The sequence below is a fragment of the Streptomyces sp. NPDC127119 genome (assembly GCF_042677425.1).
In the GTDB taxonomy this organism is placed as follows: Bacteria; Actinomycetota; Actinomycetes; order Streptomycetales; family Streptomycetaceae; genus Streptomyces.
This window is the reverse complement of sequence record NZ_JBHXTO010000144.1, coordinates 1-24082: the sequence shown is the minus strand read 5'-3', so window position 1 is coordinate 24082 and position 24082 is coordinate 1. Positions and strand designations below refer to the sequence as shown.

Annotated in this window: 21 protein-coding genes and 1 pseudogene; 13 read left to right on the top strand and 9 right to left on the bottom strand. The window is 71.5% G+C overall.

Annotation, left to right across the window (positions count from 1 at the left end):
* Positions 1–67 precede the first annotated feature (67 nt).
* The 3 genes from ACFVH5_RS36935 to ACFVH5_RS36925 all read right to left on the bottom strand — a co-directional run bounded on the left by ACFVH5_RS36935 (position 68) and on the right by ACFVH5_RS36925 (position 1732).
* Positions 68–601, bottom strand: coding sequence for a hypothetical protein (locus ACFVH5_RS36935; protein ID WP_385838064.1), 534 nt, complete (start codon positions 599–601; stop codon positions 68–70).
* 205 nt (positions 602–806) lie between these two features.
* Positions 807–1571 carry a hypothetical protein gene (locus ACFVH5_RS36930; RefSeq protein WP_385838063.1) on the bottom strand — a complete coding sequence of 255 codons (765 nt, stop codon included), beginning with the start codon at positions 1569–1571 and terminating at the stop codon, positions 807–809.
* A gap of 32 nt (positions 1572–1603) precedes the next feature.
* Positions 1604–1732 (bottom strand): hypothetical protein, encoded by a 129-nt coding sequence (locus ACFVH5_RS36925; protein WP_267030316.1) that lies wholly within the window; start codon positions 1730–1732, stop codon positions 1604–1606.
* 871 nt (positions 1733–2603) lie between these two features.
* On the opposite strand from ACFVH5_RS36925, the gene ACFVH5_RS36920 reads away from it, so the two are divergent.
* The 3 genes from ACFVH5_RS36920 to ACFVH5_RS36910 all read left to right on the top strand — a co-directional run bounded on the left by ACFVH5_RS36920 (position 2604) and on the right by ACFVH5_RS36910 (position 6828).
* Positions 2604–3578: an SCO0930 family lipoprotein gene (locus ACFVH5_RS36920; protein WP_384805646.1), complete on the top strand. Its 975-nt coding sequence runs from the start codon at positions 2604–2606 to the stop codon at positions 3576–3578.
* A gap of 305 nt (positions 3579–3883) precedes the next feature.
* Positions 3884–4696, top strand: coding sequence for an SAM-dependent methyltransferase (locus ACFVH5_RS36915; RefSeq protein ID WP_385838062.1), 813 nt, complete (start codon positions 3884–3886; stop codon positions 4694–4696).
* Entirely contained in the window at positions 4693–6828 is a 2136-nt protein-coding gene (locus tag ACFVH5_RS36910) for a bifunctional diguanylate cyclase/phosphodiesterase (RefSeq protein WP_210887051.1), read from the top strand. The genes ACFVH5_RS36915 and ACFVH5_RS36910 overlap by 4 nt, the downstream gene beginning before the upstream one ends.
* Positions 6829–7201: 373 nt before the next feature.
* Here the strand turns inward: ACFVH5_RS36910 and ACFVH5_RS36905 are convergent, their stop codons facing one another.
* Entirely contained in the window at positions 7202–8086 is an 885-nt protein-coding gene (locus tag ACFVH5_RS36905) for a LysR family transcriptional regulator (protein WP_385838061.1), read from the bottom strand.
* A gap of 94 nt (positions 8087–8180) precedes the next feature.
* Here ACFVH5_RS36905 and ACFVH5_RS36900 point away from each other — a divergent pair, with 94 nt between their 5' ends.
* From ACFVH5_RS36900 to ACFVH5_RS36875, 6 genes are all read left to right on the top strand, one after another.
* Positions 8181–8888, top strand: coding sequence for a succinate dehydrogenase (locus ACFVH5_RS36900; RefSeq protein ID WP_385838060.1), 708 nt, complete (start codon positions 8181–8183; stop codon positions 8886–8888).
* A gap of 1 nt (position 8889) precedes the next feature.
* Entirely contained in the window at positions 8890–10878 is a 1989-nt protein-coding gene (locus ACFVH5_RS36895; RefSeq protein WP_385838059.1) for a fumarate reductase/succinate dehydrogenase flavoprotein subunit, read from the top strand.
* The gene (locus ACFVH5_RS36890; RefSeq protein ID WP_384805656.1) at positions 10875–11624 is read left to right on the top strand and encodes a succinate dehydrogenase/fumarate reductase iron-sulfur subunit; all 750 of its coding nucleotides are present in this window, start codon (positions 10875–10877) and stop codon (positions 11622–11624) included. Before ACFVH5_RS36895 ends, ACFVH5_RS36890 begins: the two co-directional genes overlap by 4 nt.
* 449 nt (positions 11625–12073) lie before the next feature.
* Positions 12074–12844 carry a GNAT family N-acetyltransferase gene (locus ACFVH5_RS36885; RefSeq protein WP_385838058.1) on the top strand — a complete coding sequence of 257 codons (771 nt, stop codon included), beginning with the start codon at positions 12074–12076 and terminating at the stop codon, positions 12842–12844.
* A gap of 242 nt (positions 12845–13086) precedes the next feature.
* On the top strand, positions 13087–13893 hold the full coding sequence (locus ACFVH5_RS36880) for a lysophospholipid acyltransferase family protein (protein ID WP_385838056.1): 807 nt from the start codon (positions 13087–13089) through the stop codon (positions 13891–13893).
* Between the two features lie 33 nt (positions 13894–13926).
* A complete protein-coding gene (locus ACFVH5_RS36875) occupies positions 13927–15447 on the top strand; it encodes an acyl-CoA synthetase (protein ID WP_385838055.1) in 1521 nt (506 codons plus the stop codon).
* Here the strand turns inward: ACFVH5_RS36875 and ACFVH5_RS36870 are convergent.
* Positions 15435–16130: pseudogene (locus ACFVH5_RS36870) on the bottom strand (ABC transporter); the annotation flags it as partial. The gene ACFVH5_RS36875 and the pseudogene ACFVH5_RS36870 overlap by 13 nt on opposite strands.
* A gap of 138 nt (positions 16131–16268) precedes the next feature.
* Entirely contained in the window at positions 16269–17285 is a 1017-nt protein-coding gene (locus ACFVH5_RS36865) for an LLM class flavin-dependent oxidoreductase (protein ID WP_385838054.1), read from the bottom strand.
* Positions 17286–17486: 201 nt separating this feature from the next.
* Between ACFVH5_RS36865 and ACFVH5_RS36860 the strand changes: the two genes are divergently transcribed.
* Positions 17487–18374: a sugar phosphate isomerase/epimerase family protein gene (locus tag ACFVH5_RS36860; RefSeq protein WP_385838053.1), complete on the top strand. Its 888-nt coding sequence runs from the start codon at positions 17487–17489 to the stop codon at positions 18372–18374.
* A gap of 50 nt (positions 18375–18424) precedes the next feature.
* Here ACFVH5_RS36860 and ACFVH5_RS36855 read toward each other — a convergent pair whose 3' ends face one another.
* The 3 genes from ACFVH5_RS36855 to ACFVH5_RS36845 all read right to left on the bottom strand — a co-directional run bounded on the left by ACFVH5_RS36855 (position 18425) and on the right by ACFVH5_RS36845 (position 21278).
* The gene (locus ACFVH5_RS36855; protein ID WP_385838052.1) at positions 18425–19444 is read right to left on the bottom strand and encodes a Gfo/Idh/MocA family protein; all 1020 of its coding nucleotides are present in this window, start codon (positions 19442–19444) and stop codon (positions 18425–18427) included.
* Complete coding sequence (locus tag ACFVH5_RS36850; protein WP_385838050.1) at positions 19441–20445, bottom strand: Gfo/Idh/MocA family oxidoreductase; 1005 nt, start codon at positions 20443–20445, stop codon at positions 19441–19443. The genes ACFVH5_RS36855 and ACFVH5_RS36850 overlap by 4 nt, the downstream gene beginning before the upstream one ends.
* Before the next feature lie 71 nt (positions 20446–20516).
* Positions 20517–21278, bottom strand: a complete 762-nt coding sequence (locus ACFVH5_RS36845; protein ID WP_384805674.1) for an SDR family oxidoreductase — start codon at positions 21276–21278, stop codon at positions 20517–20519.
* Between the two features lie 136 nt (positions 21279–21414).
* Between ACFVH5_RS36845 and ACFVH5_RS36840 the strand changes: the two genes are divergently transcribed.
* The 3 genes from ACFVH5_RS36840 (at position 21415) to ACFVH5_RS36830 (ending at position 23969) form a co-directional block, all read left to right on the top strand.
* The gene (locus ACFVH5_RS36840) at positions 21415–22470 is read left to right on the top strand and encodes a LacI family DNA-binding transcriptional regulator (protein WP_385838049.1); all 1056 of its coding nucleotides are present in this window, start codon (positions 21415–21417) and stop codon (positions 22468–22470) included.
* Positions 22471–22613: 143 nt separating this feature from the next.
* Positions 22614–23405 (top strand): sulfite exporter TauE/SafE family protein, encoded by a 792-nt coding sequence (locus tag ACFVH5_RS36835; RefSeq protein ID WP_385838048.1) that lies wholly within the window; start codon positions 22614–22616, stop codon positions 23403–23405.
* Positions 23406–23480: 75 nt separating this feature from the next.
* A complete protein-coding gene (locus ACFVH5_RS36830; RefSeq protein ID WP_385838047.1) occupies positions 23481–23969 on the top strand; it encodes a hypothetical protein in 489 nt (162 codons plus the stop codon).
* Positions 23970–24082 lie beyond the last annotated feature (113 nt).

The window sequence follows — 24082 nt, the reverse complement described above, 5'->3', positions numbered from 1 at the left end:
TCCCCCCGCACCCTCAAAGGTCCCGGGGCGAAGGGCCGTCCGGTGCGTCGGCGGGCCGTACGGTCCGTCAGCCGCCCTGGTCGCCGGTGCGCCTGCGCGACCAGTGGTACGCCGCGCCGACCGAGCCGGCGATGAGCGCCGTCCCGAGGCCGATCTGACCGAGGTCGAAACCGCCCGCGGTACCGCCGACCCCCGCCTTGACGCCGTGGTGGGTGGGGGGATGTGTCGGGTCGTCCGGGCGGCCACCGGCGATGGTGAGGTCCGTATGGCCGGATTCGTGCCCGCACTGGAACGTCACCTCGTAGACCGCGCCCGGCCTGGCGTCCCAGTCGACGGTGGCCGAGGCGTTCGACTGGCCCTTGCGGATCGTCACCGTGTCGAAGACACCGGAACTGACCTTCGTCTCCTTCTTGCAGCCGTTGACCGACAGCGAGACGCGACCGCCCGCGGCGATCGTCGACGGCGAGACGTTGAAGCCGAACGAGGTGACGTTGCGCTCCGGCTCGTGCTCCCCGTCGCCCTCGGCGACGGCGACGGGCATGGCGAGGGTCAGTGCGGTCATGCCCAGCAGTGCGGCCGAGGCGACGCGTATCGCGCGCATGGTGAGTCCTCCGGGTCCCCGAGGAGCAGCCCGCGGACCGTTTCCGCTGCGCCGTACATGCACCTCGATGACCGAAACGCTAGGAAGGTGCGGGCGCGGGCGCGATCGCAGTCGCGCGAATGGGGCAATCGTGTGGGCCGAACCGGGTAATCGGCACCTCCGCCCGGGGGACGGGCGCGGCGTGGCGCCCGCCCCCCGGGCGAGGTCACTTCCCGGCGTCCGGGAAGTGCGTCAGGAACGGGTCGGCGGTCGCCGTGATCCCGCGGCTGTAGGGCGCGTCGAAGTCCCAGATCAGGAAGAGCAGGAAGGCGATCAGCGCGGCGAACAGGCCCGCCAGGATCACCTCGCGCGGGGTGCGGCGGATCTGCAGGGCGAAGATCAGCCCCACCGTCACCACGGCCCCGGTGATCAGACCGAACCACACGACGCCGGGCATGGTCGGCGCCGTCGAGTCGGCGCGGGCGGTGCGCGCGGCGTCCGCCGCGGTCACCTGATCGAGGAGCGGCTGGTAGGCCTGGGCCTCGAAGTCCGTCTTCGGCTCGTAGTCGGTGACGTCCTGGCGGATCCGGTTCAGCAGTTCCGCCCCCCGCCCGGTGACATGGCCGTGGTCGGCCATGGTCTTCCACTCGGTGGACACGACGTGATCGACATAGGCGTCGACGTCCGCGCGGATGCGGTCGCGGACGTCCGGCGGATAGACGCGTACCCGCTCGTTGATCTCGTGCAGCGCCTGCGCCTCCGTCTGTACGTGGTCCTCGGCGACGCCCCGCGCCTCCCAGACTCCGGCGATGGCGAGGCCGAGCACGATGGCGTACACCACGCCGATCATCATCGTCATGTACTCGATGACGTCCGGGGTGTCGGACGGATCGTCGTCCTCGGAGACGGTGCGGTGCCGTACGAAGGTGACGACGAGGACGACGACGGCCGCGGCGGCCATCGCGAGGGCGAGAACAAGCCATTCCGACAAGGATTCCTCCAGGGGTCAGTGCGGGCGCCGGGTCAGCGCGGGCGCAGCGCGGCGGCGGCGAGCACGGCGGGCGCGGTGATGAGCAGGGTGAGCGACACGAGGGAGGGGCCGCCGCGGGGCGGGGCCTTGCGCGCCCTGACGCGGTACGGCGGATAGCTCACCGGGGTCGGCGACGGACCGGGCCGCGCGCCGGGGGGCGGTGCCGGGCGTGGCGAGGGAGGTGTCGGGCGTGGCGTGGCGGGGGTCGGCCGTGGCGTCACGGGGGCGGGCGGTACGACGACCGGGGCGGCGGGCGCGGGTCGTGGCGGGGGCGTCGGCTCGGGCTTCGGCGGGGGTGTCGGGGTGGGGGCAGGCTTGGGCGGCGGTTTCGGTGAGGGAGACGGTTTCGGCGGCGGACTGGGCGGAGGGGTCGTCGGACACGGGGTCGAGGGCGAGGGGGAAGGCGGGGGCGGAGGCGGAGTCGGGGTGGGGGTCGGGCAGGTGCCCGCGACCGACACCGCCGAGACTCCGCCGGGGCCCGAGGAGGCGTACGCGCACGCGTCGGCGGTCGCGGGGGCCGGCGCGCCGCCCGCGACCCAGGTCAGGGTGAGCAGCGCCAGTAGCCGTATGCCGAGAGCGAGTCGGAGCGGCCGCTTGGTTCTTTTTGGTCCAGGCACGATCGCGATCATCGGCCCCCGTGCACCCACATATGGGGGACTGGCGGTGTAATTGCCCCGAAGGAGGGACAAGGGGGCCTCAGACCGTTGCCGAACGGCGCCGCGAGCGTTCCTGGACCTGGGCCGGCCCCGGAGCCGCGCGCCGGACGCCAGGATTCCCGGGTGCCTTCCCCGCACCCTTCCCCGCCGCTTTCCCGGCGCCCCCTTCCTGACGTCTCCCCGAGCCTCCCCGACCCCTCCCTGAGCAGGGCTCCCGGGCGTTACCAGAAAGAAATGTGTGCTCACTTTGAACACTCACCGCACCCCCGCCCGTACCTAGGGCCATACGCGGTGCTGAGCAGTGCCGCAACACCTATGCAAACAGCGGGAGTTACCAATGAAGACCTCCTGGCGGAGCGCCTCACTCGTAGCGTCAGCTGCGGCAGTGCTGGTGCTGACGACGGCGTGCGGTCAGGAAAAGGCGAGCGATGCGACCGGCAGCCAGAACGTGGGCGCGGCGCCCGCGGCGGGCGGCTACGGTTCGGCGGGAGCGACGACCGAGACGGGCGCCGCCGCCGCTGACGGCCAGGGCGCGGTCGCCCAGAGCGCCGGCCAGCTTGCCGTGTCGGACACCGACAAGCTCGGTGAAGTGGTCACGGACAGCGCGGGCATGACGCTGTACCGCTTCGACAAGGACACGGCGGAGCCGCCGAAGTCGACCTGTGACGGCGACTGCGCCACGGCCTGGCCCCCGGTCCCGTCCTCGGGTGCGGCGGCCCCGGTGGGTATCGACAAGGCTCTGCTGGGCGAGGTCACCCGTTCCGACGGTACGAAGCAGCTGACCATCGACGGCTGGCCGCAGTACCGGTTCGCGAAGGACACCAAGGCCGGTGACGTCAAGGGCCAGGGCGTGGGCGGCACTTGGTACGCCTCGGCCCCCACGGGCAAGAAGGCGTCCGCCGGCGCCGGGGGCGGCACGGCGGAGGCCGCCGACCTGCCCGGTCTGTCGACCCGCAACGACCCGGAGCTCGGCGAGGTCGTCATCGACAAGAACGGCATGACGGTCTACCGGTTCGAGAAGGACGTCCCGTGGCCGATGAAGTCGAACTGCATCGGCGCGTGCCTGGAGAAGTGGCCGGTCGTCGAGCCGGTGGACGCCGCCGACACCAAGGGCATCGACAACAAGAACGACGGCAAGCGCGGCTACGTCATCAACAACCGTCCGGACGGCCTCAAGCAGCAGAGCATCGACTGCTGGCCGCTCTACACCTTCGCGGGTGACAAGAAGCCCGGCGACACCAACGGGCAGGGCGTCGGCGGCACCTGGTACGCCATCTCCCCCGAGGGCAAGCCGCTCGGCAAGCCGAAGTAGCCACATCGGAACAAGTACGCACAATCCCCGTTTCGCTCCCTCCGCATCGCGCGGAGGGAGCGAAACGGCTTTTTCACATCCGGACGCGTCACGGCACGGCTCGTCCCGGTTCCGCTCGTGACTCTGCGCAGTTCCGTCGGATCCGTTTGGAATGCTTCGGGGCGATTTCGCTGGGCCTTCCATTCGGCACGTGCCCGAGGCAGTGGCGTTGAACGGACGGTCAATTTCCGTTTCCACTCGCTCCATTGGCGGGCGATCAGTAGCCTCAGCTCGAACACCGGATCGTCTACGCCTTGGAGACATAGATGGAGCGTCCCTCCTGGGCCCCACGCGGCATCGACATCTCGGTGCCCAGTGTGAGCCGCATCTACGACTACTACCTGGGCGGATCGCACAACTTCGAGGTCGACAGGGAAGCCGCGCGCAGGGCCATGGAGTTCATGCCGGGGCTCCCCAAGGTCATGCAGGCGAACCGGGCGTTCCTGCGCCGCGCGGTGCGCTTCGCGGCCGCCGAGGGCATCGACCAGTTCCTCGACATCGGCTCGGGCATCCCCACCTTCGGCAACGTCCACGAGGTGGCCCAGAGCGCCCGCCCGGGCGCCCGTGTCGTCTACGTGGACCACGACCCGGTGGCCGTCGCGCACAGCGAGTCCGTCCTGGCCGGCAACGAGAACGCGGACGTCGTCACCGCGGACCTCCGCAAGCCCCGGGAGATCCTGGCGAGTCCGCGTCTGCAGCGTCTGATAGACCTGAATCAGCCAGTGGCGCTGCTTCTCGTTGCCATACTGCACTTCGTGGAGGACGAGGACGACCCGTACGATGCCGTGGCCGAGCTGAGGGACGCCCTCGCGCCCGGCAGTCTGCTCGTCGTCACCCATGCCTCGTACGAGGGGATCCCGCTCCCACCGGAGCGGGCCGGGGGCGCCGTCGACGTCTACAAGGACATCCGAAACCCGCTGATCATGCGCTCGCGCGAGGACATCGCGCGGTTCTTCGAGGGGTACGACATGGTGGAACCCGGACTGGTGCCGATGCCGAACTGGCGGCCCGACCCGGCGTCCGAGGACGAGGATCCTTATTCCTACTCGGGTTTCGCGGGCGTGGGGCGCACGGCGTGACCGCGGAGCCGGACGGGCCGGAGGACAGACTGCGCAGGTTCGCGACGATCTGGAGCCGGGCCGTCTTCCCGGTGACCGCCACGTCGCTGACCCGCCCGGAGTTCGAGCAGCGCCTCGTGCCGCTCGCCAGGCGGCTCAGTGAGGCGCTGCGGGCCAGGACGTTCGAGGCGGCCGAGGGGCAGGCCGTCGGCGCCGCGCTCATCGGGGCGCACTGCACGGAGCCCGAAGCACTCAGCGCCACACTCGACTGCGTCGACGCCTACCTGGTGCTCTACTGCGGCGGCGACGGAGCGCAGGACGCCCTGCGCGCCCGCTCCGCGCGGCTGCAGCACGCCATGGCGGCCGGGTTCGCCCGGGCGCTGCGGGAGCGGACACTGGCCGAGCAGGAGACCATCGCACGCGCCGCGCTCCAGGCCCAGGGAATCGTCGCGGACGCGCTGCACGCGACCGAGGCACGCTTCCGCGCCGTCTTCGAGGGCGCGGCCATAGGCATCGGCGTCGCGGACCTCGACGGCAACATCCTGCAGGTGAACAACGCCCTGCTGCGTATGTTCGGCGGGACCGAGCAGCTGATGCGCGGGCGGAACGTCACCGAGTGGACCCACCCCGAGGACGGCGCCCAGGTCTGGCGGCTCTACGAGGAACTGGTGCGCGGCGACCGCGAGCACTACCACGTCGAGAAGGCCTTCTACCGGCCCGACGGAACGGTTCTGTGGACCAACCTCACCGTCTCGCTGCTGCGCGACCCGGACGGCAGGCCGCAGTACCAGCTCGCCCTCATGGAGGACACCACCGAGCGCAGGCTGCTCAACCTCCGGCTGCGGTACGAGGCCACGCACGACGCGCTCACCGGGCTGCCCAACCGCACGCTGTTCTTCGAGCGGCTCGACAAGGCGCTCGCGGCGGGCGACGGCCAGCGGTTCGGGCTCTGCTACCTCGACCTCGACGGCTTCAAGACCATCAACGACAGCCTCGGGCACGCGGCGGGCGACCGGCTGCTCGTCGAGGTCGCCGACCGGCTGCAGTCCTGCGCGACCGCGCCCGGCGAGATGGTGGCCCGGCTCGGCGGCGACGAGTTCGTGGCGCTGACCACCGGACCCGACACCGAGAGCGAGGTCGACGCGCTCGCCGACCGCATCATGAACGCGCTGGTCACCCCGGTGCGCATCGACGGCCGCGAACTCACCGTCCGCGGGAGCATCGGCATCGTCGAGGGCCCGGCGGGCGAGCGCGGCCCCGCGGAGGTGCTGCGCAGCGCCGACATCACGATGTACCGGGCCAAGTCGGCGGGCGGCAACCGCTACGAGCTGGCCGACGCCGAGGCGGACGCCCGCGCGATCACCCGGCACGGGCTCACCACGGCGCTGCCCGCTGCGCTGGACCGGGGCGAGTTCTTCATCGAGTACCAGCCGCTCGTGCATCTCGGCGACGGCAGTGTGCACGGCGCCGAGGCCCTGGTGCGGTGGCTGCATCCGCAGCACGGCGTGCTCGGCCCGGACCGGTTCATCCCGCTCGCCGAGCACACGGGCCTGATCGTCCCGCTGGGGCGCTGGGTCCTGGAGCAGTCGGTCCGCCAGGCGCGTGAGTGGCAGGAACGTCACTCCGACGCGGGCCCGCTGCGGATCAACGTAAATCTCTCCCCTTGCCAGCTGACCCACCCCGGGCTCGTCTCCGACACGGTGGACATCCTGGAGCGGGTGGGTCTCGAACCGAACTCGCTCTGCCTGGAGGTCACCGAGTCGGCGCTGATCGGGGCGGACGACGACCTGTTGAAGCCGCTGCGTCGACTGGCCGAGATGGGTGTCGACATCGCGCTGGACGACTTCGGTACGGGGTACTCGAACCTGGCCAATCTGCGGCGGCTGCCGGTGAGCATCCTGAAGCTCGACCGGTCCTTCACGCAGGGCATGCAGCAGTTTCCCGCCGATCCGGTCGACCTCAAGATCGTCGAGGGGATCGTCTCGCTGGCCCACAGCCTGGACCTCGCGGTCACGGTGGAGGGGGTGGAGACGGGGGCGCAGGCGGAGCAGCTCCGTCTGCTGGGCTGTGACACGGCGCAGGGCTGGTACTACGCCCGCCCCGGCCCACCGGACCGCCTGCACGACTTGGCACTGGTGGACGCGACGGGCTGAGCGGGCGCATTGCTGCGCGGGCCTTGCGGGTGAGTGGTGGTTGCCCGCGCCGTTCCCCGCGCCCCTGGGGGAGCGGGGGCGACGGCCTGTCTCTGACCTGCGGATGCGTGAGGGCTGGCCGCGCAGTTCCCCGCGCCCCTGAGGGGGATGGGGTGGCGGCCTGTTTGGGTCTGCGGGTGGGTTGTGTCCGGCCGCGCAGTTCCTCGCGCCCCTTCGGGGCCCTGGTGCCCCTTTAGGGGCGCGGGGAACGGCGCGAGCAACCATGACGCACCCGCAGGTCAGAGCGCACCCTGGCCCCCGAAGGGGCGCGGGGAACTGCGCAGCGGGTGACAGTGGGCCCGCGCCCGGCAAAGGCGGGTCAGTGGAGGGCCGGTCACCTTTCCAGCAGCATGCGTTGCAGTTCGCGCGCGGCCCGCGGTGGCGCCACGTCACTGCGGTGGGCCAGCGCGATGGTCCGGGCGAGCCCGGGCCGGGCCAGCGGCGTCACCCGCAACCCCGCCCCCGACCGCACCGCCACCATCCGCGGCACCACAGCCACCCCCAACCCCGCCCGCACGAACCCCAGCACCGCGTCCATCTCCCCGCCCTCCACCGCGAAGTCCGGCTCGAACCCCGCGGAGCGGCACGCGGCGACGGTCAGCTCCCGCAGGTCGTACCCGTGCCGGAACATCACCAGCCGTTCTCCCTCCAGGTCGGGGACACCGACGGTACGCCGCCCGCCCCCCGGTGCCGGCGCCTCCGGTGAGGACACCACCACGAGGTCCTCCCGCAGCACCTCCACCGTGGTCAGCGCGGGCGACGGCGTAGGCAGCGGCAGGACGACGAGGGCCAGGTCGAGCGCCCCGCGCGCCAGCTCCCGTACGAGGTCGTGCGAGCCGCCCTCCTCGATCAGCAGCCTGATCCCGGGGTAGCGGTCGTGGAAGGCGCGCAGTACATCCGGCAGCAGCCCCGTGCACAGGCTCGGCGTCGCGCCCAGCCGTACCCGCCCGCTGCGCAGCTGAGCCAGTTCCTGCACCTCGTGCCGGGCCGTCTCCGCGTCCGCCAGGATGCGCCGCGCCAGCGGCAACAGCGCCTCCCCGGCGTCCGTGAGCGTGATGTTCCCCCGCGCCCGGAGGAAGAGGTCGGCCCCCAACTCCCGTTCCAGCGCCTTGATCTGCTGGGAGAGCGACGGCTGGGCCACGTGGACGACATCGGCGGCCCGGGTGAAATGCCGGGTCTCGGCGACCGCCACGAAGTACTGGAGCTGCTGGAACTGCATGACCCCATCGTACGACGGTGATAGGCATCGCCTATGGAAACGAGCCATACCATGTCTTGGACCGATCGACCCCCTCGGCCGTAGCGTCGATCACATGGCTCTGGCAACGCGGACGGAACGAAAACCGTCCATGACGCGCACCATCTGGGACTCCTCCGTCGGCAAGAAGACCGTGATGGCCGTCAGCGGCCTGATCATGCTGGGGTACCTGGCCGTCCACATGCTGGGCAACCTCAAGATCTTCTTCGGCGAGGGCGAGTTCGACCACTACGCCCACTGGCTGCGCACCCTGGGCGAACCCTTCCTCCACTACGAGTGGGCCCTGTGGATCGTCCGCGTGGTCCTAGTCGTCGCCGTCGTCGCGCACGCCGTGTCCGCGTACCAGCTCAGCCGCCGCGACATCGGGGCACGCCCCACCAAGTACGTGCACAAGAAGCGCCGCGCGAGTTACGCCACGCGGACCATGCGCTGGGGCGGGATCATCCTCGGCCTGTTCATCGTCTGGCACATCCTGGACCTGACCACCGGTACCGTCCATGCGAACGGCTTCGAGCACGGTCACCCGTACCAGAACGTGATCGACACCTTCTCCACCTGGTACGGCAACGTCATCTACATCGTCGCGGTGCTCGCCCTCGGCCTGCACGTCCAGCACGGCTTCTGGAGCGCCGCACAGACCCTCGGTGTGGGCAGCCGCGCCCGCGACCGGGCCTTCAAGACCGTCGCCAACGTGCTCGCCGTGGTCCTCACGGCTGGCTTCGTCGCCGTACCCGTGGGCGTGATGACCGGAGTGGTGAGCTGACATGACTGCTGAATTCGCCGGAACCACCGAGTTCGCCGGACACGGCACCTTCGCCGAGTACGCGACCGGGGAACCGGTCGTCGACGCCAAGGCCCCCCAGGGGCCGGTGAACGAGCGCTGGGACACCCGCCGCTTCGAGGCCAAACTGGTCAACCCCGCCAACCGCCGCAAGCACACCGTGATCGTGGTCGGTACGGGACTCGCGGGCGGCGCCGCCGGGGCCACGCTCGCCGAACAGGGCTACCACGTCGTGCAGTTCTGCTATCAGGACTCCCCGCGCCGGGCCCACTCGATCGCCGCGCAGGGCGGGATCAACGCCGCGAAGAACTACCGCAACGACGGCGACTCGGTGCACCGCCTGTTCTACGACACCGTCAAGGGCGGCGACTTCCGCGCACGCGAGTCGAACGTGCACCGCCTCGCGCAGATCTCCGTGGAGATCATCGACCAGTGCGTCGCGCAGGGCGTGCCGTTCGCGCGGGAGTACGGCGGTCTGCTGGACACCCGGTCGTTCGGCGGGGTGCAGGTGTCCCGGACGTTCTACGCCCGCGGGCAGACAGGCCAGCAGCTCCTGCTCGGCGCCTACCAGGCCCTCAGCAGGCAGATCGCGGCCGGCACGGTGGAGATGCACGCCCGCACCGAGATGCTCGACGTGATCGTCGTGGACGGGCGGGCGCGGGGGATCGTGGCCCGCGATCTGATCACCGGGAAGATCGACACCTACTACGCGGACGCCGTCGTGCTGGCGAGCGGCGGGTACGGCAACGTCTTCTACCTGTCGACCAACGCCATGAACTCCAACGCCACCGCGATCTGGCGGGCGCACCGGCGGGGCGCGTACTTCGCCAACCCGTGTTTCACGCAGATCCATCCCACATGCATCCCGCGCACCGGTGAGCATCAGTCGAAGCTGACGCTGATGAGTGAGTCGCTGCGCAACGACGGGCGGATCTGGGTGCCCAAGGCCAAGGGGGACGACCGTCCGGCGGACCGGATCCCGGAGGACGAGCGGGACTACTACCTGGAGCGCATCTATCCGGCGTTCGGCAACCTCGTACCGCGGGACATCGCCTCGCGGGCCGCGAAGAACGTGTGCGACGAGGGGCGCGGGGTCGGGCCCGGCGGGCAGGGCGTCTACCTCGACTTCGCCGACGCCGTCGCGCGGATGGGCCGCAAGGCCGTGGAGGCCAAGTACGGCAACCTCTTCGACATGTACGCGCGGATCACCGCCGAGGACCCGTACAGCGTGCCGATGCGGATCTATCCGGCCGTGCACTACACGATGGGCGGCCTGTGGGTCGACTACGACCTGCAGACCACCGTGCCGGGCCTGTTCGCGATCGGCGAGGCCAACTTCTCCGACCACGGGGCGAACCGGCTCGGCGCGTCCGCGCTCATGCAGGGCCTCGCCGACGGCTACTTCGTCCTGCCGTCGACCATCAACGACTACCTCGCCCGCAACCCGCACCACGAGACGGTCGACGACGAACACCCGGTCGTCCAGGAGGTGCTGGCCGACACCGAGGACCGGCTGCGGCTGCTGCTCGCCGTGGACGGCGACCGCACCCCCGACTCCTTCCACCGCGAACTCGGCGAACTGATGTGGGAGTTCTGCGGCATGGCCCGTACGGAATCGGGGCTGCGCAAGGCCTTGGAGCGCATCCCGCAGATCCGGGAGGAGTTCTGGCGGCGGATCAAGGTGCCCGGCACGGGCGAGGAGTTCAACCAGTCGCTGGAGAAGGCCAACCGGATCGTCGACTACCTGGAACTGGCCGAGCTGATGTGCCTGGACGCGCTGCACCGCGAGGAGTCCTGCGGCGGGCACTTCCGCGAGGAGTCCCAGACCCCCGACGGTGAGGCGGCCCGCCGCGACGAGGAGTTCTCCTACGCGGCCGCCTGGGAGTTCACCGACACCGGCGGGGCGCCCGTCCTGCACAAGGAAGACCTCGTCTTCGAGTACGTCCACCCCACCCAGCGGAGCTACGCATGAAGCTCACCCTGCGCGTCTGGCGGCAACAGAACGCCGACGCCGACGGAGCGATGTCCACCTACGACGTGGACGGCATCTCGGCCGACATGTCCTTCCTGGAGATGCTCGACACCCTCAACGAGGAACTCATCCTCGCCGGTGACGATCCCGTCGCCTTCGACCACGACTGCCGTGAGGGCATCTGCGGCGCCTGCTCGCTGGTCATCAACGGTGACGCGCACGGGCCCGAACGCACCACGACCTGTCAGCTGCACATGCGGTCCTTCCAGGACGGGGACACGATCGACATCGAGCCGTGGCGGGCCTCCGCGTTCCCCGTCGTCAAGGACCTCGTGGTCGACCGGTCCGCGTTCGACCGGATCATCCAGGCCGGCGGGTACGTCAGCGTGCCGACCGGGGCGGCGCCGGAGGCGCATGCCACGCCGGTGCCGAAGCCCGACGCGGACTTCGCGTTCGAGCACGCCGAGTGCATCGGGTGCGGGGCGTGTGTGGCCGCCTGCCCCAACGGGGCCGCGATGCTGTTCACCTCGGCGAAGGTGAATCATCTGAACGTGCTGCCTCAGGGGGCTCCTGAGCGGGAGACGCGGGTGCTGGACATGGTCGCGCAGATGGACGAGGAAGGGTTCGGGGGGTGCACGCTCGTGGGGGAGTGTGCGACTGCCTGTCCCAAGGGGATTCCCTTGTTCTCCATCACCGGGATGAACAAGGAATGGCTTCGGGCCGGCCGGAAGGCCGCGAAGCGGTAGGGCTGGCCGGCCCTTTGTGAACTGGCTTCGGGTGTGTGTCGGGTGCGGGTGCGTGGGGGCTGGTCGCGCAGTTCCCCGCGCCCCTGAAGACGAAAGACTGCGCCGTTCCCCGCGCCCCCAAAGGCAAAGGATTGCGCCGTTCCCCGCGCCCCTGAGGGTGAGGGGCCGGGTTGTTCTCCGTGGGCCTGGAGACGAAAGACTGCGCCGTTCCTCGCGCCCCCAAAGGCAAAGGTTTGCGCCGTTCCCCGTGCCCCTGAAGGCAAAGGGTCTCGCCGTTTCCCGTGGCCCAAGCGGAGCGCCACCCCTGGGATTCAGCAAGCTCACACTCGCGCTCTCTCCGTGGGTTACTCGGCGGTCAGCCGGGGTCGGAAGAACAGGAGCGCACGGACCTGTGCAGCACGGTCCGTCGCGCCGCTCCGCCGCATCCGGCCTGTGACCAGGAGAGAGCCATGACCGGCGTTTCCACGCTCGACAGCCCCCCACTGTCGACGGCACCCACCCGCTACACCGTCACCCTCGCCCGCGACGAGTCCGACGTCCGGGACGCACAGCGACTGCGCCACGACGTCTTCGCCGGCGAGATGGGCGCCCTGCTGGCCACCTCGCAGCCGGGCCTGGACGTCGACGCCTTCGACGCGTACTGCGACCACCTGCTCGTGCGCGACACCACGACCGGCCAGGTCGTCGGCACCTACCGGCTGCTGCCGCCCGAGCGCGCCGCCGTCGCCGGGCGGCTCTACTCGGAGAGCGAGTTCGACCTCGGCCCCCTCGCCGCGATCCGCCCCGGCCTCGTCGAGGTCGGCCGCTCCTGCGTCCACCCCGACCACCGCGACGGCGCCGTCATCGGTCTGATCTGGGCCGGTATCGCCCGCTACATGATCGACGGCGGCCACGAATGGCTGGCGGGCTGCTGCTCCATCCCGCTCGCCGACGGCGGCACTCTCGCCGCGGGCACCTGGGACCGGGTGCGGGACAAGCACCTGGCCCCCGAGGAGTACCGCGTACGGCCCCTGCTGCCCTGGAACTCCGAGGGCGTCGCCCGGGCGGGCCGCGCCGAACTTCCCCCGCTCCTGCGCGGCTATCTGCGGCTCGGTGCCTGGGTCTGTGCCGAGCCGGCCCACGACCCGGACTTCGGCGTCGCCGACCTGTACGTGCTGCTGTCGATGCGCCGGGTCAACCCGCGCTATCTGCGGCACTTCCTCTCCCTCGTGCCCGCGTGATGAGCGCGTCCCGCATGGGCGTGCTCCTGCGTCCCCGCCGGGGCGCGGCGGCCCACGCCGGCCCGGGCGGGCCGCCTTTCCCGGGCGCGCCGCGTCCGGGTACGGGAAAGGTGCCCAGCCCGCGCCGCGGCGGTTCGCAGGTCGCCTCCCGCCCCACAAGGGCGCGCCCGTCCGGGGCGCGTCCTGCCACCCCTCAGGCGAGCGCCTGGCTGCCCAGCGCCCCGTGCACCCCGGGGGCCTGCGTGGAGTCCGTACGGGCGGTCGCCGCCGTGCCGCGTGCCGTGCTGCGGCTGGTCTCGCTGCTCGTCGTGGTCGCCACCGGGATCACGCTGATCCCGGTCGTCGCGCGTATCCCGGCGGGCCTGCGCGACCGGCTCATCAGACGGTGGTGCCGGACGATCGTGGGCGCCGCGGGTGTGGAGCTGCGGACCACCGGCGCGGCCCCGCCCACCGGGGGCCTGCTGCTGGTGGCCAACCACATCTCCTGGCTCGACATCCCGCTGCTCGCGGCCGTCCGGCCCGCCCGGATGCTCGCCAAGGCGGAGATCCGGCGGTGGCCCGTGGCCGGGGCGCTCACCGCGAGCAGCGGCGCGCTGTTCATCGAACGCGACCGGCTGCGCGCGCTGCCCGAGACGGTCGGGCGGATCGCGCAGTCCCTGCGTGACGGCGGGGCGGTCGTGGTCTTCCCCGAGGGGAGCACCTGGTGCGGCCGGGCCCAGGGCCGGTTCCGCCGGGCCGCGTTCCAGGCCGCCCTCGACGCGGACGCGGCCGTCCAGCCGGTGCGCCTCAAGTACCGGCACGACGGGGGCGCGGTCAGCACCGCACCCGCGTTCGTCGGCAGCGACTCCCTGCTCACCTCCGTGTGGCGGGTCGTGTCGGCCCGCGACCTCGTGGCCGAGGTGCAGGTCGGGCCGCTGCTCCCGCCGGGCTCCGCCCCCGACCGGCGGACCCTCGCCCGGGCCGCCGAAACGGTCGCCGTCCACTCCGTCCGCGCCGCGCATCCGCTCACCCGCGCTCGCGTGAACACGGAAGCGCACGCACACCTCTGACGGTCCGTCACCTGACCGGGGTACCGTCCCCGCATGTATCCCGGAGCGTACGACCCCGCCAGGACGGCCGTCGTCACCGCCGACGGCGGCCGTACCCTCACCTACGGCCGGCTGGAGGACCGCTCCCTGCGGCTCGCCGACCATCTGCGGTCCGCCGGACTGCGCGTCGGCGACCATCTGGCGCTCCTCGCCGACAACGACCCGCGCGTCCTGGAGGTCTACTGGGCGGCACTGCGCTCCGGCTTCTACCTGACCGTGGTCAACCACCACCTGACCGCCGAAGAGGCCGCCTACATCGTCCGCGACTGCGGGGCGAGGGCGCTCATCGTCTCGGCACCCCTCACCGAACTCGGGCGCGCTGTGCGCGAGTTGGCGCCGGACACCGCACTGCATCTGAACTTCGACGACGGCTCGTACGAGCGCGCCCTCGCCGGCGCCTCACCCGAACCACCGGCCCATCAGCCGCGAGGCGTCGACATGCTCTACTCCTCCGGCACCACGGGCCTGCCCAAAGGCATCGCGCCGACGCTCCCCGAGGGGGACGTCCGCGAGGAGATGAGCATGTACCAACTGCTCTTCCAGCCCATGTACGGCTTCGGCGAGGACACCGTCTACCTCTGCCCGGCCCCGCTCTACCACGCGGCGCCCCTGCGCTTCAGCTTCGTCGTGACCGCGACCGGCGGCACGGTCGTCCTGATGAACTCCCTCGACTCCTTCGACCCGCGCGACGCGTTGGCGGCGATCGAACGCCACCGCGTCACGCACAGCCAGTGGGTGCCCACCATGTTCGTACGGATGCTGAAGCTGCCGGACGAGGTGCGCGCCGCGTACGACGTGTCGTCGACGAGGGTCGCCGTCCACGCCGCCGCGCCCTGCCCCGTCGAGGTCAAACGCCGGATGATGGACTGGTGGGGGCCCGTCCTGTACGAGTACTACTCGGCGACCGAGGCCAACGGGATCACCTTCGTCGGCCCCGAGGAGTGGCTGCGCAAGCCCGGAACGGTGGGCCGCGGCGGATTCCTCGGCGAGCTGCGGATCTGCGACGACGACGGCAAGGTGCTGCCCGTCGGCGAGACCGGGACCGTGTACTTCGAGCGCGACGAACTCCCGTTCCGCTACCACAACGACGAGGCCCGCACCCGGCAGGCACAGCACCCCGAACACCCGAACTGGACGACCACCGGGGACATCGGGCACGTCGACGAGGACGGCTATCTCTTCCTCACCGACCGCCGGGCGTTCACCATCATCTCCGGCGGCGTGAACATCTACCCGCAGGAGATCGAGGACTGCCTCACCCTGCACCCCCAGGTCGCCGACGTGGCGGTCGTCGGCGTACCGGACCCGGAGATGGGCGAGGCGGTCAAGGCCGTCGTCCAGCCGGCCCCCGACGCGACCCCCGGACCGCGGCTCGCCCGCGAACTCCTCGACTTCGTCCGCGACCGCGTCGCGCACTACAAGGCGCCCCGCAGCGTGGACTTCACGGACGCGCTGCCGCGTACGCCCACGGGCAAGCTGGCCAAGTCCACGCTGCGCCAGGCTTATTGGGACTGAGAGCTGTCCGGCTCCAGCGGGCCGCTCCCGGGCAGCGCACGCGCGAGGTACGGGGCCGTCGCGCTCCCCGCCGCCCGCGCGACCTCCGCCGGAGGTCCCGCCGCCACGATCCGTCCGCCCGCGTCGCCGCCGCCGGGGCCCAGGTCGATCACCCAGTCGGCGCCCGCCACCACCGCCATGTCGTGCTCCACGACCACGACGCTGTGCCCGCCGTCGACCAGACCGTGCAACTGCCGCATCAGCACCTCGACATCGGCCGGGTGCAGACCTGTCGTCGGCTCGTCGAGGAGATAGAGCGTATGGCCCCGGCGTACGCGCTGGAGTTCGCTCGCCAGCTTGATGCGCTGTGCCTCACCGCCGGACAGCTCGGTCGCGGGCTGGCCGAGCCGCAGATAGCCGAGGCCGACGTCGAGGAGCGTGGCGAGGCTGCGGGCCACGGCCGGGGTGTCCGCGAAGAAGCCGGCGGCGGCCTCGACCGTCAGGTCCAGCACCTGCGCGATGTTCTTGTCCCGGTGGGTCACTTCGAGCGTCTCGGGGTTGTAGCGGGCCCCGCCGCAGTCCGGGCACGGGGCGTAGGTGCTCGGCAGGAAGAGCAGCTCGACGCTGACGAACCCCTCGCCCTGACAGGTCTCGCACCGCCCGCCAGGGACGTTGAAGGAGAACCGGCCGACCCCGTACCCGCGACGGCAGGTACGGCGAGCGGGGCAGTACCGATGATGCACGGTGCGGCAGGGCGCGCCCGTAAGGGGCGCGGGGAACTGCGCGACCAGCCACGGACGGCCCGCAGACACCCCACAGCCCAGGCCGCCCCAATGCGACACTCACACGGGCCGCAGCCCCACAACCCGCGCCAGCCGCCGGAACGAGTCCACCAGCCCCTCCCGGTCGTACGTACTGGTCGTGACCAGCACCTCGTCCGCCGAGGTCTCCTTGATCACCGTCGACAGCTCATGGGCGACCTGCTCCTCGGTCCCGGCGATCTGACCGGAGAGCCCGGCCTCGTGGAAGCCCCGTTCCTTCTCCGTCATCGCCGGCGTCAGCGACTCGACCCGCTCGGCGGACGGCAACGGCGGAAACGTACCGTGCGTGCGTGAGTACGCCATCGACCACGCCTCCGGCAGCAGCAGCCGCCGTGCCTCCTCCGGCGTCCCCGCGACCGCGACCGTGCCCGAGATGACGACGTACGGCTCCGCGGCCCACACGGAGGGCCGGAACGTCTCGCGGTAGTGGTCGATGCCGCGGCGCATCTTCTCGCGGTTCCTGAGGTCGCCGATCACCATGGGCAGCCCGGCCCGTGCGGCGATCGTCGCGCCCTCGCCCATGGCCAGCACGAACGGCGGCACGGTCAGACCCTCGGCGGGGCGTGCGCGCACCCCGGTCGGGGACGTGCCGCGGAACCACCCCAGCAGCTCGTCGAGCTGCGCCGCGAAGTCGTCGGCCACGTCCTTGTCCCGGCCCAGCGCCCTGCGTACGCCGTCCGTGAACCCCACGGACCGGCCCAGACCCATGTCGATACGGCCGGGGAAGAGGGATTCCAGGACGCCGAACTGTTCCGCCACCACCAATGGCTGGTGATTGGGCAGCATCACCCCGCCCGTGCCCACCCGGATCGAGCGGGTCGCGGCGGCGACCGCGGCGGCCAGGACGGTCGGCGCGGAACCGGCGACGCCCGGTACGCCGTGGTGCTCCGAGACCCAGATCCGGTGGTAGCCGAGCCCCTCCAGCTCCCGCGCCAGCCGGACGGTGTCGCGCAGCGCCTCGGGGGCGCCGTGGCCCTCCCGGGTGCGCGAGCGGTCGAGGACGGAGAAGCGGGTCCGGTGATCCTGCTGGTGCGACATGGCTTCTGCGTCGGCCTCTCCGCTGGAAGGAACGGGGTGGAAGGGCTGTGCCCCCTCGTCTGTCTCAACAGTCGTTCCGCCGATTTCTTCCAGGTGGGTTTCGGCAGGGTGGCGAATGACGGGAAAAAGATGGACACGACGAGGCCCCGCTGAGGGATCGACCCCTTCATTTTTGGGCCGGGATGCACTTAACGTTGCGCCATGGACACTCGATCACCGCGGATCGCCGGTGCGCCCATCTCGTGGGGCGTGTGCGAAGTACCCGACTGGGGTTACCAGTTGACGCCCGAGCGCGTGCTGAAGGAGATGCGCGAGGTCGGCCTCGCCGCCACCGAGTTCGGGCCCGAGGGCTTTCTGCCCGGCGAGCCTGCGGCCATGGCGCAGGTCCTCGCCCACCACGACCTCCAGGCGGTCGGCGGCTTCACCCCGCTGCTGCTGCACGTACCCGGGCATGATCCGCTGCCCGAGGTCGACACGCTCCTGGAGAGCTATGCCGCGTCCGGGGCCGACGTCCTGGTCCTGTCGGCCGTCACGGGGCAGGAGGGGTACGACTCCAGGCCCGAGCTGGACGCCGACGGCTGGAAGCTGCTGCTGTCCAACCTGGACCGCCTGACCGCGCTGGCCGCCGAACGGGGCGTACAGGCGGTACTGCACCCGCACGTCGGCACGATGGTCGAGAACGGCGAGGAGGTCCAGCGGGTGCTGGAGCAGTCCGCGATCTCGCTCTGCCTCGACACGGGCCACCTGCTCATCGGCGGTACCGACCCCGCCGAGCTGACCCGGCAGGCCCCCGAGCGGATCGCCCACACCCATATGAAGGACGTGGACGCCGCCCTCGCCGCCAAGGTCAGGTCGGGCCGTCTCAGCTACACGGACGCCGTCCGGGACGGCATGTACCGGCCGCTCGGCGCCGGTGACGTGGACGTCCGGGCCATCGTGAGCCATCTCGGGGCACGCGGCTACGACGGCTGGTACGTCCTGGAGCAGGACACCATCCTCACCGACGAGCCCGCCGGCAAGGGGCCCGTGGACGACGTGTGGAGCAGCGCGGAATTCCTGCGCTCGGTGCTCCGCGACGCACGACAGTGATGCGCTGAAGCAGCCGTTGAAGCAGCCAGGAAGAGAAGAGGCAGGACCGCTCAGGGCGTGGACGGAAGAGCCGTCCGCGGCCTGATCGGCAGTCCCGCACTCCGGTAGCAGTCGTCGATGAGGCGCATCGTGGCGAGCGCGTCATCGGCGTCCAGCCGCAGCGGCACACCCCTGCGCAGATGCGCCGCGAACGCTTCGAGCTGATAGGTGTACGAGGACCGGCGGCCGAGCATCTCGACGCGCTCGCCCGAGGCCGTACGGACCCGGACCCGGTCGTCCAGATGCGGCTGGACGAAGTTCACCGCCGTCGCCTCACCGTGCGAGCCCACGATCCGGCAGCTCATCTCCCACCCGTCGTGCGCCATGTGGCAGCGGGCCGTACCGGTGGCGCCGCCCGGGAACTCCAGCTCCGCGTCCAGCCATTCGTCGACCCCGGGCGCGCCCGGCCGTTCGCCGCCGCGCGCCGCGACGAGCCGCGGGACGCCGCCCGCCCAGGGCGCGAGCACCCGCTGGGCGTGCAGGCTGTAGCAGCCCAGGTCCATCAGGGCGCCGCCCGCGAGGGGCAGCGACCAGCGCGGGTCCGTGTCCGGCGGCGCCGGCATGACCATCGTGGTCTCCACATGCCGCAGCTCGCCCAGCTCCCCGCTCTCCAGCAGCTCGTGCAGACGCCGGGTGACCGGGTGGAACAGATAGTGGAAGCCCTCCATGAAGACCGTGCCGGCCTTCGCGACGGCGTCCCGGACCTCGGCGGCCTCCTCGGTGTTGCTCGCGGAGGGTTTCTCGGTGAGCACATGCTTGCCCGCGGCGAGCGCGGCGAGGTTCCAGGGCGCGTGCAGGCCGTTGGCGAGGGGGTTGTAGACGACCTCGACCGCCGGGTCGGAGACGACGTCGGCGTACGAGTCCAGGACCCGTTCGACGTCGTGCTCGGCGGCGAAGGCCTCGGCGCGGGACCGGTCGCGGGCGGCCACCGCCACGAGACGGTGGCCGGTCACCCGGGCGGGTCCCGCGATCGACAGCTCGGCGATACGGGCCGCGCCCAGCACCCCGATCCGCAGGGGTTCCTCCGTCATGCGGTGCGCACCTCTTCCAGTCGTACGGGCCGGTGCTCGCGCAGCGACAGCGTGCAGGCCTCGGCGATCCAGCTCGCTTCGAGCGCGTCGGCCACGGTGCAGGGGGAGGGCCGGGCACCCGCCACGACCTCGGTGAACGCGGTGAGTTCGGCGCGGTAGGCGGCGGCGAAGCGGTCCATGAAGAAGTGGTGCGGGGGCCCGGCGGGGAAGGTGGCGCCCGGCTCGACGGACCGCAGCGGCAGCTTGTCCTCCAGGCCCACGGCGATGCTGTCCAGCATGCCGTGCACCTCCAGGCGGACATCGTAACCGCGGGCGTTGTGACGGGAGTTGGAGATGACACCGATCGTGCCGTCGTCGAAGGTGAGCAGCGCGGAGGCGGTGTCGGCGTCGCCCGCCGCCGCGATGAAGTCCGCGCCCCGGTTGCCGCCGGTCGCGTACACCTCGACGACCTCGCGGCCGGTGACCCAGCGCACGATGTCGAAGTCGTGCACGCTGCAGTCGCGGAAGATGCCGCCGGAGACGGCCACGTACGCGGCGGGCGGCGGCGCGGGGTCCAGGGTGGTGGACCGCACGGTGTGCAGCAGACCGAGTTCACCGCTCACCACGGCCTGGCGCGCGGCGACACAGCCCGCGTCGAAGCGCCGGTTGTAGCCGATGTGCACCTCGACCCCGCCGGCCTCCACCGCGCGCAGCACTTCGAGGCTCTCCTCGACACCGCGGGCCACGGGCTTCTCGCAGAAGACCGGGATGCCCGCCTTGACGGCGGCGAGGAGGAGTTCGGGGTGGGCGTCGGTCGCGGCGGCGATCACGACTCCGTCGACCCCGGCGGCGAACACCGCGTCGGGGGAGTCCACGGCCGTGGCCCCGAACCGCTCGGCGGCCGACGAGGCCGCCGCGGCGACCGGGTCGGTGACCACGAGCGAGTCGACCGCTTCGAGTCCGGCCAGGGTCTCCGCGTGGAACGCGCCGATCCGGCCCAGCCCCATGATGCCAATACGCATGCGAATCTTGCTCCTTCAACCCAATGGTTCAGCCCAGAGGTTCAACCCGGAGGTTCAGCCCAGAGGGCGGTTCAGTCGAGCCCGCCGAAGACGGTCTGGTCCCAGTCGATGACCGAGCCGGTCACCACACCGCTGCGATCGGAGAGCAGGAGGACGACGAAGTCGGCGATCTCGTCGACCTGTCCGAGCTTGCCCATCGGCAGGGCCGCCGCGGCCTTCTCCCGCCAGTCGTCGCCCGCGTCGTGGAAGGCGCGCTGGGTGGCGTCCTCGCCCTCGGTGTCCGTCCAGCCGATGTTCAGGCCGTTGATCCGGATCCGGTCCCAGCGGTGCGCGTGGGCCGCGTTGCGGGTGAGCCCCGCGAGACCGGCCTTCGCCGTGGAGTACGGCGCCAGATGCGGCGGGCCGCCGTGCGCGCAGTTCGAGATGATGTTCACGACCGTGCCGGGCGCCTTGCGGGCCGTCATGTCCGTGACCGCGGCCTGCATCGCGAAGAACGGCGCCCGCAGATTGATCGCCATGTGCGCGTCGAACAGCTCCGGCGTGGTGTCCAGGAGCGAACCGCGTGACGTGAGCCCCGCCGCGTTGACCAGGCAGTCGATACGCCCGTACGTGTCCACGGTCCGGACCACGCTGTCGCGCGCCTGCGCCGCGTCCGCCAGGTCGGCGCGTACGAAACGGGCGCCGGTGTCCGCGGCGAGTTTCTCGCCGACCTCGGCCCGGCGTCCGGTGAAGACGACGGTCGCGCCCTCGCGCAGGGCCGCGCGGACGATCCCCGCGCCCACTCCCTGGCTGCCGCCGTTGACGAGGACGACCTTGTCCTCAAGAAGTCCCATGAGTGCGTTGTTCTCCTTCGGCTCAGGCTTCTCAGGCTGCGGCTCCGGCGGCGCCACTGTCAGTCTTGTGAACGAAAGGCCGTCATACAATCCGCAGAGACCCATCAAAAGTCCGTCATTTGCAGCGGGGGCCGTCGTGCGCCATCCATATCCGATCAGGGAGATCGCCCGTCAGGCCGGTCTGAGCGAGGCCACGGTCGACCGCGTCCTCAACGACCGCGGCGGCGTACGGGAGAGCACCGTCATGGAGGTGCGCCAGGCCATCAAGGACCTGGACCGGCAGCGGACCCAGGTGCGCATCGGCGGCCGCACTTTCATGATCGACATCGTGATGCAGACGCCGGAACGGTTCTCCACCGCCGTACGGGACGCCCTGGAGGCCGAACTGCCGTCCCTGCACCCCGCCGTGGTCCGGTCGCGCTTCCACTTCCGGGAGACCTGCCCCGCCTCGGACCTGGTCGTGACCCTGGACAAGATCGCCAAGCGTGGCTCGCAGGGCGTGATCCTCAAGGCGCCGGACCTGCCGGAGATCGTGGCCGCCGTCAGCCGGCTGGTCGCGGCGGGCATCCCCGTCGTCACGCTGGTGAGCGATCTGCCCAGCAGCGCGCGCATGGCGTACGTGGGGATCGACAACCGGGCGGCGGGCGCCACCGCCGCCTATCTCATCGGCCAGTGGCTCGGCGACCGGCCGGGCAACGTGCTCGCCACGATCAGCCGGGGCTCCTTCCGCGGCGAGGAGGAACGGGAGATGGGTTTCCGCAGCGCGATGCGGAGCGCGCAGCCCGGAAGGTCCCTGGTGGAGGTCACCGACAGCGACGGCCTTGACGCCACCCAGCGGGACCTCGTCCTGGACGCCCTCGAGCGGGACGAGGACGTCATCGCCGTCTACTCGGCCGGCGGCGGCAACGCGGCGACCCTCGACGCGTTCGGCCTCCTCGGCCGGGAGTGCGCGGTGTTCATCGCCCACGACCTGGATCACGACAACACCGGCTTCCTGCGCGAAGGCCGGCTGTCCGCCGTGCTCCACCACGACCTGCGCCAGGACATGCGGCGCGCCTGCCAGACGATCATGCGCGCGCACAAGGCGCTTCCCGACGAAGGCCCCTTCCTGCCGTCGGCGATCCAGGTGGTCACGCCGTACAACATGCCGCCGGGTGTGCCGCTCGCATCGGCCGGGCCGCTCGGCGTCTGACACCTGAGGAGCGGGCCCCGGGAGACCCCCGGGCGGGCTCAGCCGTGCCCCGCTGTCTGCATATGTGGATGGTGTCTATAGGGTGGAACGACAGTGTGTGGCGGGCCAGGACGCCACCGCACCCGTGGAGACAAGAGGGTCACGTGCAAGCGCTCATCGCCGGAGCCGACCCCGGACGCGTCCTGCTGCTCCTTGCCGCCGGTGTCGCCTCCGGGCTCGCCGGTTCCATCGCCGGTCTGGCCTCGCTGTTCAGCTACCCCGCGCTCCTCGCCGCCGGCCTGCCGCCCGTGGCGGCCAATGTCACCAACACCGTGGCGCTCTTCTCCAACACCGTCGGAAGCGCGGTGGGCGCCCGGGTCGAACTGCGCGGCCAGCGCGCCCGGCTGATCCGGCTGGGCCTCGCGGCGGCACTGGGCGGGGCGATCGGCGCGGCCCTGCTCCTCGGCACACCCTCGTCGACGTTCGAGCTGGTCGTCCCGTGGCTCGTGGCCCTCGGCTCGGTACTGATCCTGATCCGTGAGCCCCTGCGGCGGCTGACCGCGCGCCTCAGCGCCGGCCCGGCCTCGTCCCTACCCGGGCTCCCCCTGGCCTGTGCCGTACTGCTGGTCGGTCTGTACGGCGGCTACTTCGGCGCGGCGGCGGGCGTCCTGATGCTCGCCGTGCTCTCCCTGTCCGCGACGGAACCGCTGCCCGTGACCAACGCGGTCAAGAACATCGCCACCGGCGCCGCCAACGTCACCGCGGCCGTCGCCTACGCCTTCCTCGCCCCGGTCGACTGGAGCGCGGCCCTCACACTCGGCGTGGGCTGCTTCGCGGGCGCCTGGATGGGACCCGCGGTCGTACGGCGACTGCCCGAGGCGCCGCTGCGCATCGCGATCGCCCTCGCCGGCTTCGGACTCGCGTGGACCCTGTGGCGGGACGCGACCGCGTCCTGAGCGGAGGGGAGCGGTGTCCCGAGGTGACCGACGCGGTGCCCGGGGCGGCCGAAGCGGCGTTCTAGGGTGGCCGCTGTGACGAACAACAGCACGCCCCTCGCCGTCTTCGACCTCGACGGCACGCTCGCCGACACCGCGCACCGGCAGCGGTTCCTGGAGCAGAAGCCGCGGAACTGGGACGCCTTCTTCGCCGCGGCGCCGCACGATCCACCGCTGGCCGAGGGCGTGGCACTGGCCCTGGAGCACGCCGAGGAGTGCGAGGTCCTCTATCTGACCGGGCGGCCCGAGCGCTGCCGCAAGGACACGCTGGCCTGGATCGCCGCCCAGGGCCTGCCCGAGGGCCGTGTCCGGATGCGGCGCAACGACGACCGCAGGCCCGCCCGGCGCACCAAGCTGCAGATCCTCCACGAACTGGCCCGCAACCGCGAGATCAGGGTGCTCGTGGACGACGACGAGCTGGTGTGCGAGGACGCCGAACGCGCCGGATTCACCGTCGTACGGGCCCGCTGGGCCGCCGCGTCGGCGGCGCTCGGGGAAGCGCAGGAGCGCGACGGGCGGACGTGACGTGCACCGGCCCCCCCCCCCCCCCCGGGGGGGGGGCGGGCGCCCAGCACACCAGGGCCGCCCCCCCCGCACCCCCGAGGGACGCCCCCCAGGTCAGAAAGAGTGACCACATG